At 38.4% G+C, this 17,198-nt stretch carries 18 protein-coding genes; 10 read left to right on the top strand and 8 right to left on the bottom strand.

What is annotated here, in order from left to right; genetic code table 11:
* The first annotated feature begins 58 nt into the window (after positions 1-58).
* Positions 59-1,153 carry a hypothetical protein gene (locus H6G06_RS27985; protein ID WP_190559577.1) on the top strand — a complete coding sequence of 365 codons (1,095 nt, stop codon included), beginning with the start codon at positions 59-61 and terminating at the stop codon, positions 1,151-1,153.
* A 309-nt stretch (positions 1,154-1,462) separates the two neighbouring features.
* On the opposite strand, the gene H6G06_RS10010 is transcribed toward H6G06_RS27985, so the two are convergent.
* The 3 genes from H6G06_RS10010 to H6G06_RS27340 form a co-directional block, all read right to left on the bottom strand.
* Positions 1,463-2,569 carry a tetratricopeptide repeat protein gene (locus H6G06_RS10010; RefSeq protein ID WP_190559575.1) on the bottom strand — a complete coding sequence of 369 codons (1,107 nt, stop codon included), beginning with the start codon at positions 2,567-2,569 and terminating at the stop codon, positions 1,463-1,465.
* Between the two features lie 102 nt (positions 2,570-2,671).
* Positions 2,672-3,295, bottom strand: coding sequence for an RNA polymerase sigma factor (locus H6G06_RS10005; protein WP_190559573.1), 624 nt, complete (start codon positions 3,293-3,295; stop codon positions 2,672-2,674).
* A gap of 199 nt (positions 3,296-3,494) precedes the next feature.
* Positions 3,495-3,653, bottom strand: coding sequence for a hypothetical protein (locus tag H6G06_RS27340; RefSeq protein ID WP_242039656.1), 159 nt, complete (start codon positions 3,651-3,653; stop codon positions 3,495-3,497).
* Here H6G06_RS27340 and H6G06_RS10000 point away from each other — a divergent pair.
* Positions 3,580-4,146 (top strand): glyoxalase-like domain protein, encoded by a 567-nt coding sequence (locus H6G06_RS10000; protein ID WP_242039654.1) that lies wholly within the window; start codon positions 3,580-3,582, stop codon positions 4,144-4,146. The genes H6G06_RS27340 and H6G06_RS10000 overlap by 74 nt on opposite strands.
* Before the next feature lie 591 nt (positions 4,147-4,737).
* Here the strand turns inward: H6G06_RS10000 and H6G06_RS09995 are convergent.
* Complete coding sequence (locus tag H6G06_RS09995) at positions 4,738-5,166, bottom strand: hypothetical protein (protein WP_190559569.1); 429 nt, start codon at positions 5,164-5,166, stop codon at positions 4,738-4,740.
* A 404-nt stretch (positions 5,167-5,570) separates the two neighbouring features.
* On the opposite strand from H6G06_RS09995, the gene H6G06_RS09990 reads away from it, so the two are divergent.
* Complete coding sequence (locus H6G06_RS09990) at positions 5,571-6,509, top strand: AAA family ATPase (protein ID WP_190559567.1); 939 nt, start codon at positions 5,571-5,573, stop codon at positions 6,507-6,509.
* Between the two features lie 77 nt (positions 6,510-6,586).
* On the opposite strand, the gene H6G06_RS09985 is transcribed toward H6G06_RS09990, so the two are convergent.
* Entirely contained in the window at positions 6,587-7,549 is a 963-nt protein-coding gene (locus tag H6G06_RS09985) for a M48 family metallopeptidase (protein ID WP_190559566.1), read from the bottom strand.
* A 182-nt stretch (positions 7,550-7,731) separates the two neighbouring features.
* Here H6G06_RS09985 and H6G06_RS09980 point away from each other — a divergent pair, with 182 nt between their 5' ends.
* From H6G06_RS09980 to H6G06_RS09965, 4 genes are all read left to right on the top strand, one after another.
* Positions 7,732-9,318 (top strand): helicase C-terminal domain-containing protein, encoded by a 1,587-nt coding sequence (locus tag H6G06_RS09980; protein WP_190559852.1) that lies wholly within the window; start codon positions 7,732-7,734, stop codon positions 9,316-9,318.
* A 134-nt stretch (positions 9,319-9,452) separates the two neighbouring features.
* Complete coding sequence (locus H6G06_RS09975; RefSeq protein ID WP_190559565.1) at positions 9,453-9,668, top strand: DUF2839 domain-containing protein; 216 nt, start codon at positions 9,453-9,455, stop codon at positions 9,666-9,668.
* A gap of 1,012 nt (positions 9,669-10,680) precedes the next feature.
* Entirely contained in the window at positions 10,681-11,022 is a 342-nt protein-coding gene (locus tag H6G06_RS09970; RefSeq protein ID WP_190559564.1) for a DUF1815 family protein, read from the top strand.
* A 201-nt stretch (positions 11,023-11,223) separates the two neighbouring features.
* Positions 11,224-11,721, top strand: a complete 498-nt coding sequence (locus H6G06_RS09965) for an acyl-CoA thioesterase (protein ID WP_190559563.1) — start codon at positions 11,224-11,226, stop codon at positions 11,719-11,721.
* Positions 11,722-12,009: 288 nt separating this feature from the next.
* Here H6G06_RS09965 and H6G06_RS09960 read toward each other — a convergent pair whose 3' ends face one another.
* Entirely contained in the window at positions 12,010-12,207 is a 198-nt protein-coding gene (locus tag H6G06_RS09960; RefSeq protein WP_190559562.1) for a hypothetical protein, read from the bottom strand.
* Between the two features lie 211 nt (positions 12,208-12,418).
* Here H6G06_RS09960 and H6G06_RS09955 point away from each other — a divergent pair, with 211 nt between their 5' ends.
* Positions 12,419-12,730 carry a hypothetical protein gene (locus H6G06_RS09955; protein WP_190559561.1) on the top strand — a complete coding sequence of 104 codons (312 nt, stop codon included), beginning with the start codon at positions 12,419-12,421 and terminating at the stop codon, positions 12,728-12,730.
* Positions 12,731-13,120 carry a hypothetical protein gene (locus H6G06_RS09950; RefSeq protein ID WP_190559560.1) on the top strand — a complete coding sequence of 130 codons (390 nt, stop codon included), beginning with the start codon at positions 12,731-12,733 and terminating at the stop codon, positions 13,118-13,120.
* Positions 13,121-13,143: 23 nt separating this feature from the next.
* Here the strand turns inward: H6G06_RS09950 and H6G06_RS09945 are convergent, their stop codons facing one another.
* The gene (locus tag H6G06_RS09945; protein ID WP_190559559.1) at positions 13,144-13,977 is read right to left on the bottom strand and encodes a DUF4007 family protein; all 834 of its coding nucleotides are present in this window, start codon (positions 13,975-13,977) and stop codon (positions 13,144-13,146) included.
* Between the two features lie 244 nt (positions 13,978-14,221).
* Positions 14,222-15,418: a 1-deoxy-D-xylulose-5-phosphate reductoisomerase gene (dxr, locus tag H6G06_RS09940; RefSeq protein ID WP_190559558.1), complete on the bottom strand. Its 1,197-nt coding sequence runs from the start codon at positions 15,416-15,418 to the stop codon at positions 14,222-14,224.
* Between the two features lie 209 nt (positions 15,419-15,627).
* Between dxr and H6G06_RS09935 the strand changes: the two genes are divergently transcribed.
* A complete protein-coding gene (locus H6G06_RS09935; RefSeq protein WP_190559850.1) occupies positions 15,628-16,941 on the top strand; it encodes a mannosyltransferase family protein in 1,314 nt (437 codons plus the stop codon).
* Positions 16,942-17,198 lie beyond the last annotated feature (257 nt).

The following is a 17,198-nucleotide window of genomic DNA, read 5'->3' as shown; positions in this document are numbered from 1 at the left end:
GTTTTGACTTTTGACTTTTAACTTGTTACCTATTCTTAATATTTTCACAGGAGCAAAAATGATGAATCTTCAAAAATCTGTTCAATTTATTGGGACTGTTTGTAGCGGTTTACTGATTAGTTTACCAGCCATTCCCCAAGTTGTAATGGCACAAGCAACGACTTCTAAAATTAACCCTTGTCCCAGTATTTTCTACGAAGAACCACATAACAATCGGATATTAGCTCCTGCTGGATGTCCTCCCAATGCTTTAACTCTTAAACTTATGGAAGTAGGAATCATCCCACTCCCTATCAGTCCATCGTCATCTCTAAGCAGTTCAGGTGTTGATGCTGAAGCATCCTCAGCACTTAATCCCAATCCTACTATTCTGAATGAACCGCCTTATAATCGTGCCGAACGGAGGCTTCAGACAGGAGATTCTACACAAACACTCCCAAGTAGCACCCCATCCAGTAGCGTACAATCACCACAACAAGGACAAAATCGCAGTACCATGGGAGAAGATTCTACACAAACACTCCCAAGTAGCACCCCATCCAGTAGCGTACAATCACCACAACAAGGACAAAATCGCAGTACCATGGGAGAAGATTCTACACAAACACTCCCAAGTAGCACCCCATCCAGTAGCGTACAATCACCACAACAAGGACAAAATCGCAGCACCATGGGAGAAAACTCTACACAAACACTCCCAAGTAGCACCCCATCCAGTAGCGTACAATCACCACAACAAGGACAAAATCGCAGCACCATGGGAGAAAATTCTACACAAACACTCCCAAGTAGCACCCCATCCAGTAGCGTACAATCACCACAACAAGGACAAGATGGCACTACAAGAATTGCTCTCGCAAATGGCAAAGCAAATATCAGGTTGATGAATGAGACAGGGGCAATTATCACTTATCAAGTAATTGGCGATACAGCCCCACGCACATTACAAGGTAAATCAGATATAACTCTACAAGGTTTAAGCGCACCCGTAACGATAACATTTCAACGCCAAGACGCTGGACTTTTGATGGTGACACCGAAACCTGGTGAAGAAGGAGGAAGTTTAGAGGTGACATTAAAAGAAACCACTAATGTCAACCAGGATAGAAGTGCAATGAGAATTGAACCAAACGGATCAGTTTTCTTTAATTAGTCATTAGTTAAATATAGCAGTGGACAGGGTGGTTAGGACATCTATTGATAGTAAAACTCTGAGTACAACAGGGTTTTACTCCTGCCTCCTGATTCCTGATTCCTGAATTTTTACAAAAAAAGGGAACAGGGAACAGGGAACAGGGAACGGATAATAAAGTTTAGTTATGAGTTTAAAGCTCAGTCAAAAAAAAGACGTTTTTTTGAGATGCGTTGCCAGAAAAAAGACAGTGTCATTATTTCACTCTCATGTTTTTAAACATGATTTTTTTCTGTTAAGAGTTGCCCGTTCCCTGCTCCCTATGAAAACTTAACGTCCTTTCAATTCGTTAAGATTATTGAGCAATTTTGCTTCTTGTTTGATGTCTCCTAATTTTCGTGCTAGAGAAAGAGCCTGTTGGTAAAAACTACGTGCTTTCCCATAATCCTGGAGTTTTTCATAAAGTTCACCAGACGATACTAAATATTTTAATTCTTCCCTGGGGTCATTTAAAAATTTTGCGATCGCAAATCGTTGTTCTAGTAATTCTAAAGCACGTTCATAACGACCAACAGCAGTATGAGCCGTCACTAAACCATCAATTGCTCGTAATTGGTTAGGGCGATTAAAATTGATTTTAGCTAAACGCATTGCTGCCCCATAATTACCTATAGTATTTTCATAATCTCCTGCTAGAAGGTAGGCATCACCTAAATTATTGAGAGTATTTATTTCACCAATCGCATCACCTGTTTTCCGGCGAAAATCTAAGGAAGTTTGAGCTAATTTAATGGCTCGGTTATAATCACCCAATCGTGTATATACAAGACTTAAATTACTGAGTGAAAGTCCTTGTCCTTCAATATTTTCAAGATTGCGAGCCATGACTAGGGCATCTTGAATAGTCTGTCCTGCGGCTTTTGGTTCGCCTTTTTGCAGAAACAGAGTACCAAGATTATTGAGGGCAAAAATCTGATTTTGAAAATCTTGATTATCACGAGCTATACCTAATCGACGGCGAATAGCATCTTCTGCATCTTTGAGATTACCTAATTGCAGATAAGCACCAGCCAGCAAATCATAAGTTAAACCCTGTGCTTTCATATCACCAAGAGAGTGATAAATCTCTAGTGCTTGTAATCCAGATTCAATGGTTTTATCTACAGTTCCAGAGGCATATTGTTGTTTACCTAGACGCAGTAATCTATCAGCTTCTTCCCTAGTTTGTCTGGTATTTAATTGTTTGCCGATAGGATGATTTAAAGGATTATGGATTTGTTTGGTAATATCAATAGCATTGGCCGCTGTAGGTATGAAAAAATAAGTAAATAATAGGCTGTATACAATCCCTTGTGGCAATTTACTAAATTGCCGTAAAATCAGGAAAAAATTTAAATTGAAAATAGTAGAATGCGATAAAAAAAGCGGCTGTTTCATAACACTTAACCGTGAAATTTTGGATCTAAATCAAAGGTGTAAGCAAGAAGGTTAATTTTTAGGTACAAAATAGATAATTTCACGTTGATACTTAAGTTTAACTTAAACAGTATCTTCACCTAAGTAAATAGCGCGAATATCAGCTGGTAATTTGTCTTCTAGCATACGATAACCTTCTTGGAGAAAATTGGCTACTTCGTCAGGAGAAATTTTTTCGCCTTCAGCTTGCAGATAAGCAGCAATTCGAGTTTCGCTCCAGTGGAAAGTTTGAGCCATCAAGACAATTAAGCGTAATATTGGTGGTAGTTGGTCTAATCCCTGTTCTATATAACACCATAGCGGCGGAGAAGTGTCTGTGAGTGAATAATGAATAGCCTCTGTTGGCGGTAGTTTAATTTCATTAATGCAGAAAGCAGTCATGTTGATTAACCAGTTTTGCAGGGTTAATATTTCCTGTCCTGTTTCTGGGTTAGTTAAATAAAGTCCACCGAGTTCATAGTAAATATGTCGCCAAGTGAGCGCAAATAGATAATCTGCCTGGACAGGCGATCGCGCCGAATGTTGAATCAAGGTGTAGACTATAGGGCTATAACGGCAAAAAATGACTGTAAAATATTTGCCATGATCGGGATAGCGCCTAAACAGATTCAGTAGTTCTTGGTCACTGTTATGAAACAGCGACTGCACCAGAGGGTGGTTAGCTTCAGGAAAGGAAGGAATTTGCACAAGCTTTTTAGTAGATTTTTTTAAAATATACAGAGTAATGGCTGGTAAACAGTAATTGGTAATGGGTAATTGGTAATTGGTGATTGGTGATTGCTAAAAACTCTTAACTGTCACCTGTCACCTGTCACCTGTCACCTGTTCCCTGTTCCCTGTTCCCTGTTCCCTGTTCCTGCGATAAACTGAAGAAGATGACAGTATGCTAGTCTTTATCGACAATACTAAAAGCGGCTCCCTTATACAATCTTTGTTTATTCATGGTTATAGCAGCTAGTTTGATACCTTTTCTGCTGAGTCCATTTACATTAGGCTCTTTTTTACCTTCCCTGCCTTTAGATAGTCTTTTCTCCACCCAAGGCATAATGATTATGCTGTTGGCTGCTTATGCTGGCGCTATGTGGATGTTTCTGACCAGCGCCCCCAAAGTCTACACTGTGATGGTGTCAGATTTGGAAATTGCCCGACAGTTGTATGAAGGGTTGCTAGATTTGCCAGCAGCAGAAGTACCTTTGCACTATTACTACAACTACGAACAAACCATTGGTGCAACAGGGATTGACCCGCTTTATATGTCATCTAGTCCCAGTTGGTCCAATAAGATGATGAGTAATGCCAACGATGGACTGTGGTATCAATTAAAGAAAAATACTCAACTGCACATCATTACTGGTGCGAGTATTGGTACTAAAAATCAACAGCGTCATGTTTGTTTTGACCATGACTGCTTGGAGTTAATTTTAATGCGTGTGGAAACACGGGGTTTGAAGTTTAAGATTCGCAATCAAAAGCCTTTGAATTTTTTGGTTAAGGATTATGAAGGGCGCGTGATTGAATTGGCTGAAGTTGCGAATTAGTTATTGCTTATTAGTCGTTAGGGTGTGTTGGGATTTTTCCTGATGCACCCTAAATTTTTCAAATTTATTAATTACTCATACCAAATTGATATGAAGTTGCATAGAATAAGATATCAATAATAATTGACCGCAGATAAACGCAGATAAACACAGATAAAGATGGACAAGTCTATTGATGTCATCATTCTGTGCAGCCTCACATAAAATTGGTATAAGACTAAAAAACTCTGTACCTCACTAGCTTGGTAAATGCTATATGTAACCATTTAGAAGTTTTTTTAAAAGGACGCACCCTACAAGAGATATTTGATGTGACACTTGCGTAAGTCCTATTATTACTAAATCACCACTTCTAAAAATAATCCTATTGTTACAGCAGATTGCAGATCAATGAGGCTTCCGTGAGCGTCAGCCGATAGCTGGCGTGGCGTAGCCATACGGTACAGAATCTAAATTGAAACCTATACACAAAGCCCGTTTTACTCCTGACTCTTGACTCCTGACTCCTGACTCCTGCTGTATTATTGCCAGTTGCTCAAAATGCAAAAACTCCCACAACTGGCATAATTTATCATTGTCAATTCCTAAGTTTTATTTATGACTATCAATTAAGGCATGATGAGAAAAAATCCCCTTCAATTTCAAATTAGTAAAATCAATAGCAGCATTGATTAAATCCTGTTGTTCTGAACTTAAATTTAGTGCTTCTAGGGCTTGATTAAAGTCACTACCAGTATGCAAATTGTGAGCAAGTTGTTGACGTTGGGAAGAATCTAAAGCAGCAAGAATTTCCTTGTTGCGGCGCTGACGGACTGCTTGAAGTTTTTGGCGTTCCTGGGGAGTCAAATCATCCTCAGAAAAAGTAATTGTATCCTGAGTATCTTCGCCTGGTGAAGTGAAAATTACTTGAGGAGAACTAAAAAAATTATTTGCTGATGCTACCGTAATTTCTGGAAATAACAAGGTACAAGTAACAACAAGTACCAATGCAAGCAACCGTTTTGTCAATTGAATCATCATGTTGAGAAAAACCTAAATCAGATTTAAGGCTGGGGTATGGTCAAACCCTTATAATTTTCCTACCTATAGGTAATATCATTTCTCTTAAACCTTGATACATATCATTTATCTTGGCCTCTATTTTTCAGGAAGTAGGGACAATTTTATATGTTTCAAAGTAAAGGAAAATGGGTATAAGCTGATTAGACACTGGGTTAAATTTTACCAATAACCTATGACAATAACCAATAACCAGCCCTCAGACTGTCTCTATATTGGAGGTGAGGTCAAGGATATTATGTTTTCTCTATGACTAAACTCAGGAATTGATAATAAAGAAATATATATCAGACATATTAGAATTACATTCTTTTATATTTCCCAACTTGCCGCTATCATCAGAGTCATTGCCAAAGGAGATAGTCATGAGTGAACAGGTTTTGAAAACAGCAGCATTTACTACCATTACCCAAGATAGCGAAATCGATTTAGAGGCAGCTTTTCAGGAATCTCATATCCAAGACATTCTCGATAAGTTAGACCAGGAGTTAGTCGGTTTAAAGTCCGTCAAAAACAAAATTAAGGAAATGGCCGCCTTGTTGTTGGTTGACCGTATCCGGAAAAGTTTGGGTTTAACTGCTGGTGCGCCAAGCTTGCACATGACTTTTTTAGGCAACCCAGGTATGGGTAAAACCACTGTAGCCATGCGGATGGCAGAAATTCTCTATCGTTTGGAATACATCCGCAAAGAAAATGTCATGTTGGTAACACGAGATGATTTAGTTGGGCAGGGGATCGGACAAACAGCACCGAAAACTAGAGAAGTTTTAAATAATGCCATGGGTGGTGTTTTATTAGTTGATGAAGCTTATACTTTATACCGCCCAGATCATCCAGGAGATTTTGGGTTAGAAGCAATTGAAATTCTTATGCAGGTAATGGAAAACCAGCGTGATGATTTAGTTGTCATTCTAGCTGGTTATAAAACCCAAATGGAGCATTTTTTCCACAGTAACCCTGGTATGAATTCGCGCATTGGAATTCACATTGAATTCAACGATTACAGCGTTGATAATTTGCTGATTATTGCCCAATCTATAGTCAAAGCCCAAAACTATTGTTTCAGCCCAGATGCAGAAACAGCTTTCCGCGAGTATTTAATTAGACGTAAGACAATGCCTCATTTTGCTAATGCTCGTAGTGTCCGTAATGCCATAGACAGAGCGCGTTTGCGTCAAGCTAATCGTTTATTGAGCAGTGGCAAAAAGTTAAATAAACAAGATTTAATTACCATCGAAGCAGTAGATATTCTCGCTAGTCGAGTATTTAGAGAAGGTGTTCCCGACTGTGAACCGGAAAGCTGATTGGGAAGCAAGGGAGCAGGGGGGCAGAGGAGCAGAGGGGAAATTTATTCTCCTGTCTTCTGCCTCTTGCCTTTTGCCTATTCTGACTTTTTCATTCTGTCAATTTCTTTTTGTAATTCTTCAATTTGTTGTCGTAGTTTTTCTGCTTCACTTTCCGGCGTTTCAACTTTGACATTCACTGCTCCGGTAGCTGGTGTTTTTTGATAGTTACCTTGGCGAATTTGCTGATATTCTTCTGATACTGCCCAAGTGCGTAAATAATGCAAGCGTTCAACGGGGAAAGGATGGGTAAGCATCATCCCTTGAGCGCCATTGTACATGAGAAATTTATATACTTGATTGAGTCCATCTTCATCCAGTGCTTGATACTTTTCTGACTGCTGGATAAATTCTTGTAAACTACATTCATTGGCATATTTGTTACTACCGCCAGAGATTTTCATCATTGATGACATGACTGGATTTAAGTCATCCATGACTAACAATGCTGCGCGATCTGCGGTTAGTTCAGCTTTACGCCGCCATTCAAAAAAGGCATAAATTAAAGCTTGACTGACAAAATTTCCCAAACCGAAGGTTAATTCGCCAATGGCGGAAGCGGCGCTCATTGCCCACATCGCCATTTGAATTAAAATAGTATGACCACATTTAATATGCCCCAGTTCATGGGCTAACACAGTCCGAATTTCGGCTTCATTGAGTAAGTCTAGTATGCCTGTGTTAACGACTATGTAAGGATTTTCTTGGCCCAAAGCGTAGCTGTTGGCTTGGGGGTTGTGTGAGATAAACAGTGTAGGTTCGGGGTAAATGTCCAAATCTCGCACACATTCCCGAAATATTTGGTAAATAGTGGAATATTGGCGCGGTCCGACTTGGATGCTGTTGCCCATTAAATAGACTAATTGAGGGCGTTCATAGACAAATTCCACAAATTTACGAGCGATTAAATCAAATCCTGGTAAACTTCGCAAAGCTTGCTCGGCTTGGCGATCTAGTGGATGCCTAAAGGCTTCGCTGGAGATTCCTTTGTAAGTTGGCATAATTTAAGGAAGTTGGTAAATGGTCATTGGGGACTGGGGACTGGGGACTGGGGACTGGTAAAAGGAGGAAGTTTACCAACTACCCATTACTAATTACCTATTACCAATCACCAATCACTAATGACAACATAATAGAAATGGGGAAGTTCGGAAAAAGTCACTTGTTATGGGATGAAAAGCGTGTGATTGAGGCAGAAGTTCATTTATCACTACATAACTTCCTGCGATCGCAGGCGGGTTTTCCAACTTGGCCGCATCATTTGACGATGGCACGGTTGGTAGCACGGGCTTTGCGGTTAGGACGTAGTGCTTTAATTCAAGTAGGGGCAGTTTGTGGCTACCAAGGGCGATATCGCACAAGTTTTATCGCATCTGCCTTGATGTGGCATGGACCTGTAATTATTGTGGCATCGGTAGATGTCCAGCAACGCTTACTAAATATAGAAATTCCCCGGTTACAGCAATGGTTATCAGCTAATAAACCGATCAGAACTGGTGAGGTTTGGCCTGGTTCTGATTTCCAAGGATTGCTGTTAACATCCCCGGAAGCTTGGTTGAAAGGTCAGTTGGCTGATAATGATAGTTTCCCCCCAAATATTCCCACTATTATTGATGGGGTTGATGATTTAGAAAATTGGGTACGTGATCAGCTAACCCAAGATATTCAACCTCATGACTGGGATCAACTTATGCTGGCTTGTCCCTACCAAGCTGAGGTTATTCGTGAAGCCAGGGTAAAACTGACACATGAATTATTCCAGCATCCAGAAAATCCATACCACTGCTATCTGATTTCTCAAACAGAGATAGAGATTTTACAAGGTCTGTATTCTAGTTTAGATTCCATCAGAGACTTACCAAAAACCTGGCAAAAATTTTGGCAGATGTTCCAAAACTTTGCAGATGATTTTCCCCCCGTCTCCCCATCTGCCCATCTGCCCATCTCTCCATCTCCTGCTCTCTTCTGGGCGACTATTTCCCGTCGTCAAGGGTTATTTTCTTTACATTATGCCCCGATTGAATTAGCCAAAAGACTGACACCAATTTGGCAGCGTCAACCTGTAGTATTGATTGGCAGTGCTTTAGAACCAGAAACGGAAGCTCCTTTATTCCGGGAGCGTTTGGGTTTGGATGATGTAACTTGTTTGAAGTTTTCCGCTGATCATCAGGGGGAGGCTATCCAACTGTATGCACCTTATAAGTTGCCTCTACCGAATACACCGGAATTTCAAGGGGCGTTTATTCACCAAGTCCGCACGCTGGTTTGTTTAAGTGCAACAGCACCAGGGATGACTGTGGTGTTGGTGGGGGATGTACCTCTCAAATCAAGAGTGGGGACAATTTTGGCTTCGGAGTTTGGTTCGCGGGTGCAGGTGGAAAAAACTTGTTTGGATGAAAATGGTATTTTGGTGACAGGTTGGGAATATTGGCGATCGCATCAAGGTGTTTTACCAGCACCCCGGTTGTTAATGATTGCGACTTTGCCTTTACCATCTTTGGAAAATCCTTTGGTGGCTGGTAGGGTAGCTCATTACAAGCGATCTCACCAAGATTGGTTTCGGTTATATTTATTACCCACTGCTTTGAATGAATTGCAACGAGCGATCGCTCCAGTCCGGGAAAATCAGGGTATTGTGGCTTTACTTGATAGTCGTGTTGTTAACCGGAGCTATGGCGCTCAAATTCTCACTGCCCTTAGTCCTCTAGCACGCTTAACCTATCTCGATCCCAGCTTGTTTTCTCAACCTAATGAAGAAAATTCTGCTTAATCACAGGCATCGGAACAATTCAACATTCAAAAACTTCTAGCTTGGAGCCTTCTAACTCCTGCCTCCTCTCTAAAATAGCCGTGATTCCTGCGAACATATATTAAGAACCTAAACCGAAATTTAAATTACTGATTATGGGTGAAGCAAAACGTCGTAAAACCACACTAGGAGAACAATACGGTCAAGATACTCGCATCTTACCCTGGATTCCCATCACCAAATCTCAAGCTGAACTATTTGTGAGTTTGACTACTCGTGGAGCCTGGATTGGCATTGGTGTTATGGTCGTAGCATGGGTGACGATCCGTTTTATCGGTCCTGCTTTTGGTTGGTGGCAAGTAGTCTTTTGAAGCAGGGTGTAGGGTGTATGGGGACTTTGAAGAATTTAGCTCCCCCTTTTTTAAGGGGGTTGTTATCAGGTTGAAACCTTAACCCAGGATTATTGCTTCTACTCCCCTGTTTCTGTTACTTATTCAATATCTCGAAACTATTGCCTAAATGGCTACCGCCCAATCCTCAATTCAGCTATGTTTTAGAGGATGTATGTAGGCTTGGGGTTTTCCCGGTTCAAGCATTCAGTATAAAATTTAGCAAAATTTATCTAACTCTGGCTGAATAAACATAAAAGCATTACAGGGAGAAGGTTTCAGCCTTTTTTATTTTCAAAAAGTGGCAAGTTTTTTGGGGTAAGAACTTCAAAACCGTGCTTTTGAGTCCTACTCAAAAGAAAATTTTTCCCTACTAAACACTTGAAACTGTTCCCTGTTAAGAGTTACCTGTTCCCTATCTCCACGACAAGACTTTTATGGCTTACGCCACGCTACGCTATCAGCAAACCCTATTTAAATTCTGGCATCGGTCTTAAGACTGAAATCTCCAACTTGCCGTTTTACAAGGCATGGCTGCTTTTTCTTGTGTGGCTATCAATACTAGACTAGATCAAAAATAGATTAACCAAAATAGAGATGGCAATAAAAAGGCGAAAAGTTACGCTAGAGTAAAGAAATACTGCTAATTCGGTTAACCACTACCTATAACAGTGTAATATGCAACTGTTCCCAGGTTGACTAGCAGGAGATTTGAGTTAGGCTGAAAGCTGATTGCTTACAAAACTAGGAGATTAGAGCTAAACATCTAAAGACAATATTAACTTTACTGGTTTGAACGGATATTTATATCTTGCAAATTGAATAGTTTGATACGACATACAGAATCGTTATCCACTACCCTAAGCAAGATAGCTAATTACAGACTTAACTATTTTTTGGGAATTGTAATGGATAGTTTACAATACCAAAGGATGGGAAAATCTAAAGAAAATATAAAATATACTCAAATGACTGTGGTGTCTGGAGGAAAAAAGTGTTTCTGAGACTGGCACATCAACATAGACAATTTGTCCAAGACTTGGTAATGAACCTACAAGCTTTGGCAATAGTACTGGAGCGGAACGGCTATCCAGCTTCCTGTTATACCTGTGGCGACCAAATGAACAGTGCTTCGTTTATGGTTAGCTTAGGAGACAATCATCTTATTCGCTTTTTGGTATCAGATTACGGAATCACGTGGACTGAAATGCGAGATGACCGCGAATTAATGAAATTAGAAGGTGCAGAAGCAATTAACCAATTGCAGGAACTGGCTAATCTTGTCAAGCAATCTATACAAACTTCTACAAGACATAAAACCCTTGTCAAGAAGTGATAACTTGCCCAAGACGAGGGCAAATATGGCCTTGTTTTTCGGTAATTGGTAATTGGTGATAGCGGCTTTGTTTGTTTAACGCTTAACACCTATTCACCATTACCGTAAATAGCTCGTCTTTGTACTGTTGTGTCAAGTGTTTCGCGGTGTCTGTTAAAATCTGATGGGTAACAATTAAAGTCAATACTCACAAGATTGAATATGACTCAAAAAACACCAAGCCAACCAAAACTACCACCAACTAGCGCCATTGATAAGGTGACAAGGGCTGAATTTGACAATTGGTTTGAATATCCTATCAGAGTGCAGCCTCACCACACGGATTATGCAGGAATTGTTTGGCACGGTACTTATTTAACTTGGATGGAAGAAGCGCGGGTAGAATGTTTGCGCTCTATAGGTATTGAATTTGCTGATTTAGTGGCTTTAGGTTGTGATTTGCCAGTTGTAGAATTGTCAGTACGCTATCATCGTTCACTTCAATTAGGGATGATGGCGCTGGTAAAAACCCGGATGTTGGAAGTAACGGGTGTCCGCATTAACTGGGATTATAAAATTGTTTCCACGGATGATCAAGAATTATATGTCACTGCTCAGGTGACACTAGTGGCATTAGACAGGGAAAGAGGTAAAATCATGCGTCAGCTACCTCCTGCTGTTAAAGATGCACTGGCTAAAATTTCGGCATCCAACAAGTAATACCAAATTGATATGAAGTTGCATAGAATAAGATATCAAGAATAATTGACCGCAGATAAACGCAGATAAACACAGATAAAGATGGACAAGTCTATTAGACCTCTCCGGAAATATGGTAGAGACGTTCCGCCGGAACGTCTCTACAAGGGTTTCAAACCACGCACATTTAATTACCACCAGATGTCTATTGATGTCATCATTCTGTGCAGCCTCACATAAAATTGGTATAAGATGATGAGATGGGGAAGTGGGGAGCAGGAGAGAAAATCAATGATTACGAATTACGAATTACTTACCAGCTGGTGTTTGTGAGAAGGTTTGGGCAAATTGAGTGACTTGATGCAAAATATCTTGGGGTGTAATCCCAAAACCAAAGTATAATAAAACCACTATAGCTGCAAAAGTCACGGCAGTTTTGATGGTGGTTTTTACTAATTTCCACAGAATGACAAATATTATCCACGCGACTAATAAAGTAATGATCATGACATCTGATGCTTAAAAATCATGGTTGTTAAATAAGCTATCTATTATATTTTAAAATGACAATATAGTTGTTTTTTTTAATAAAATTTAAATAAGAATATGAAAATTATTTCACTGAAACTCAAGAATCATTTTTTAGGTTGGGATTTTGATGAAGTTGATTTTGGATCTTTAAATTAAAAAAAATCAAAAAAATCATTTGACATCTGATGTGAAAGTATATAATTTAGAATTTTTGACTGCTTTACTAAATTTTAAGTTATTAGATTGGAGATTTAATCTAACTAGCACAAACAATAATATCAATGGTTATGAAATTAAATCTCTACCAGTTCCTAAAATATTCTTTACAACTCCCCCAGAAAAACGTCAAGAATATCTACAAAATCTCATTAATATTTACCAACAATATCAAATCAATCATAACCCTAATATCCTACTTACCCAAATTGATCACCACCTTAACCAACAACCATCTCAAGCGGATGTAATTCATGATTTATTAGCATATTTAGCGGAATAAATGATAGAATTAAATAAACAAAAACAAACAGAAATCAAAGGATTTATCACATGGTTAGAAAGATTTATTGGTACTGATATTGATAACCTAACCAATAAATCAAAAATTCAGAATTATTTAGGTGATTATCATAAACAAAAACAAGGAGATAATCATTTAACATTAGATGAATTAATCGATATTCTCAAGAACAATAAGAAGAAAATCAAAATTGATATTACCACCAGAAAAGAACAGGAAACATTAGGTAAAGAATATCAATCAAGTTTAAATATTCTCTTACCAATCAAACAGCAACTGCAAAGATGTGATTGTTTAATTGATGAAATAGTTTATTTGTTGTATGGGTTAACAGAAGCAGAAAAAGCGATCATTGAGGGTAATCTGTAGGTTTTGCATCTGCAAGTGATAAGTTATTGATTGTTACCATAAGCTTTTTCTAATAAGTTAACAGGAGCATCCCAGCGACGTATAATTTGATAGGGTGATACTGTGCGTCTTTGTTCAATAATTCCCAAGGATTCTATACTATTTAGATGTTGCTGTAATGTTTCTGGTTGAATACCTAAAACCGGGACAATTCCCATTTTTTGATTGATGATATCGTCTGTTAAAACAGAAGTTTGTTTATTAAAATCTCGTTCCCAAAGTTTAGCTAGGAAATAACCAATTAAATGAGAATTGGGAAGTTTGGCTTTTCCTGTTTGATAGGTGTTTGTTTTGATTTCTTGGATAATTTGACAATTAGCTAATGCTTGCGGTTCGGTATAAGCTCTTAAAATATATTTGAATCTTTCAGGAATTACTTTAGCTGGTTCTTCAAATATAGGAATACTATTTTGAAATAAGTTATCTTTAGTAAAAGTGGGATTTTCTGGCAAAAATATATAAATAAAATAAGTCCATCCTCCCCATTCAGAAGGATTTTCTGGTATTTGCTTTAAACCTTCATTACCAAAGCTTAAATAAAAGTGCATTAACCAATCGGTAATGATTGATTGTAAATAAGGATCATGTTTTAATACTATTCTTCCCTCTGGACTTAAATAATTGTCTTTGACTAAACCAGATCTAATTGCCCAACTTTTGATTTTGCCAACTTTGGCATTACCTAAACCTGTTTTTGTCATTAGGTTTTCTAAGGTGTCTTTTAAACCTTTTTCTCCTGATGCTGCTTCTAGTATTCTTTTAATTTCTTCTTTTTTGAGGGAGAAGTTACCGTTGAAATGCAGTTGCATTTTAGCCATAGTTTATCAAGTAGCGAATAATTGTAATTTTTCAGTGTTTTTACTTAACGCAAATCAATTGCACTCGCAAATAAAAACTGCTATTTCATTGTGACTGAGGTTTGAATATTCCCAGACTTGTTTGAGTGCTTATGCTGATTTTATTATAGTGTATAATATCACGTGATCAGAGTTTAAGATCCCCGACTTCTGACATAGTTGAAAATTTTTTGACAATAGCAAAGATGAAGTCGGGGATCTAGTCCTAACGTACAGAAATAACTTGCGGCTGAGTTGCTAACTTTTCAGTAGCTGTGAAAACTTCTTGTCTAGCCCATTGATCTGCTGCCAAAATGTCATCTAAAGAGGGATTTTCTTTGTTATGATTTTGATGGCGATCGCACACCCATTCAATACACCGAGCAATATCCAAATAGCTAATTTTCTCTTCTAAAAATAGCGCCACAGCTTGCTCATTAGCAGCATTTAAAACCGCTGGCATAGAACCGCCGGCTCTACCTGCAGCATAAGCCAAGCCCATACAAGGATATTTTTGATGATCTGGCTCACGAAAGGTTAAATCACCAGATTTTACTAAATTCAGTCTTTCCCAATTTGTGTAAATTCGCTCTGGCCAAGATAAAGCATAAAGCAAAGGTAAACGCATATCTGGCCAACCGAGTTGAGCTAAAACTGAAGTATCTTGTAACTCAATTAAAGAGTGAATTATACTTTGAGGATGAATGACAATTTCGATATCATCATAATCCACCCCAAACAAATAATGAGCTTCAATTACTTCCAAACCCTTATTCATCAAAGTTGCAGAATCTACGGTGATTTTTCGCCCCATTGACCAGTTAGGATGTTTAATAGCATCAGCAACTTTTACTTGCGGTAAATTTTCCACAGGCCAATCTCGAAAAGCACCACCAGAAGCAGTCAGTAATATCTTTTTTAAACCACCTTTAGGAACACCTTGCAAACATTGAAAAATCGCCGAATGTTCGGAATCTGCGGGTAATAGTTTCACCCCGTATTTTTCTACCAAAGGTAACACCACAGGAGCGCCGGCAATGATAGTTTCTTTATTTGCTAAAGCAATGTCTTTACCCGCTTCAATAGCAGCGATAGTGGGAAGTAAACCCGCGCAACCCACAATACCAGTAACAACCGTTTCCGCATCGCCATACCGTGCAACTTCTATCACTCCCGCTTCTCCAGCCAGTAAAATAGGTTGAGGGTTGAGGTCTTTAATTGCTTCCTGAAGTTCTGGTAACTTATCCGCCGCAGAAATTGCGGCAATTTGGGGGCGAAACTGGCGAATTTGCGCCGCGAACAACTCCACATTGCGTCCAGCAGCCAGACCAACTATGCGAAACTTATCAGGGTGTTCAGAGACGATATCTAAAGTCTGAGTACCAATAGAGCCGGTAGAACCAACAAGAGTAATAGCTTTCACAATGATTTAACAATTTACGCTTACTCTTAACTATAAATTGTTGAGGACTCACTCTTGACACTCACCACGCTCAAGGATCAAGGATTTTTTCGTCCAAAGGCGCACTTTTGTGGAATTTTTGCTGTTAAATTTGATATTTCAAACTGATTTGATTCTAATTTTCACAAAAATAATTAATCAAAAATGATTTTCAAAAAATGGATAAATCTATGGTAAAATCGCAGATTCTAAATATAACAAAATTCTTTTGTAAAGATCATATATATTTTCCAGCCGCAGTATGGTTAGGTAGTCGCATTCTAATTTTTATAGCTATGTTTTTGATTACACCAAAATTGGTATTAGCAAATCAAGAAGTTACCAATTTTGGCTTTGGTACTTTTAATGTTTGGGATAGTATACATTATCAAATGATAGTGACTTCTGGTTATGAATTTGTCAATGACGGTAAACAGCATAATATTGCTTTTTTCCCTCTGTTTCCTGTGAGTATTTGGATATTCATGAAATTAGGTTTATCCTTTGAAAAAGCAGGTGTATTAATCAATAATTTAGCATTTGGCGGCGCACTTTACTTTCTGTATTTTTGGTTAAAAAAACATTATGGAACAAAAACAGCACAATGGGCAACTTCTGTACTTTCTTTTTCTCCCATGTCCATTTTTACAGGCATAATTTACACAGAAGGATTATATTTATTTTTGAGTATAGCCGCTTTGCGTGCCTTTGATAATAAACAATATGGTGGGACTGCCCTTTGGGGGGCTATGGCCACAGCCACACGTCCCACAGGAATGGCACTAATCCCCGCCTTTTTACTAGCTGCATGGAAGCAAAATAAACCACCAATTGCCTATATTGCAGGTTTAGTAGCTACCACCGGACTATTACTATTTAGTTTATATTGTGCCATTACTTTTAATGATCCTTTAGCTTTTATAGCTGCTCAAAAAGGATGGCGAACCTCATTAGGTTTTGACTGGCAAGGTTGGTTAAATATGCTCTTGCAAATTCCTTTTGGTAGTAATTGGTCTGATGGTTGGGCAGCTAATAAAAATGGAGGTGTTTTAGATATTTGGCATCCTCTAATATTTAGTATCATTGTAATTAGTTATTTTTTTGTAAGGATGTTTCGTAACTATTCACATCCTGCGATTATCAATTTCATTATCTACGCGGGTTATGTTGCAGTCATAGTTGTATTAATACTAGCAGATCAACAGATAATCAATAACTTACTTAATGTTTTCATGGTTTTGGGTAGTAGCTATCTTTTGTGGAGATTTCGTCAGCAACTAACGCCTGTGATGGTAATTTATGGCTTTTGTGGAGTGGGTTTACTATTAGCTTCTGGGGCAACAATATCTTTAAGTCGTCTTGCTTACGGAATTGTGCCTTTAAATATTGCTATTGGTGTATGGTTATCTCGTTTTCCCCGTCAAGCCTATTTAATTCTTGGTTTATTTATGATCTTATTGATTAAGTTAGCAATAGGTTTTGCCCAGCATCATTGGGTAGGGTAAAGAAATGAATTTATTTTTATATGTTGTTTTCTGTTTTCGACCTAATAGGGATGATTTTTCCTTCAATATATTGGTTTTTATAGTCCGCAGTTGCTTTTAATTCCAGATATTCTTCTGGGGTGTAATATTGCTTTTCTGTTAGTTAATATTATAAAAACTTATTATTGGGTTGGGTTGCATATTAATTTTCTAATATCTCTAATTTGTTATATCTCTGATGCAACAGAAGTATGGTATCTGTTAATTACATTATCAGG

The sequence above is a fragment of the Anabaena sphaerica FACHB-251 genome, assembly GCF_014696825.1.
Lineage (GTDB): Bacteria > Cyanobacteriota > Cyanobacteriia > Cyanobacteriales > Nostocaceae > RDYJ01.
This window is presented reverse-complemented; position numbering and strand designations above follow the sequence as displayed.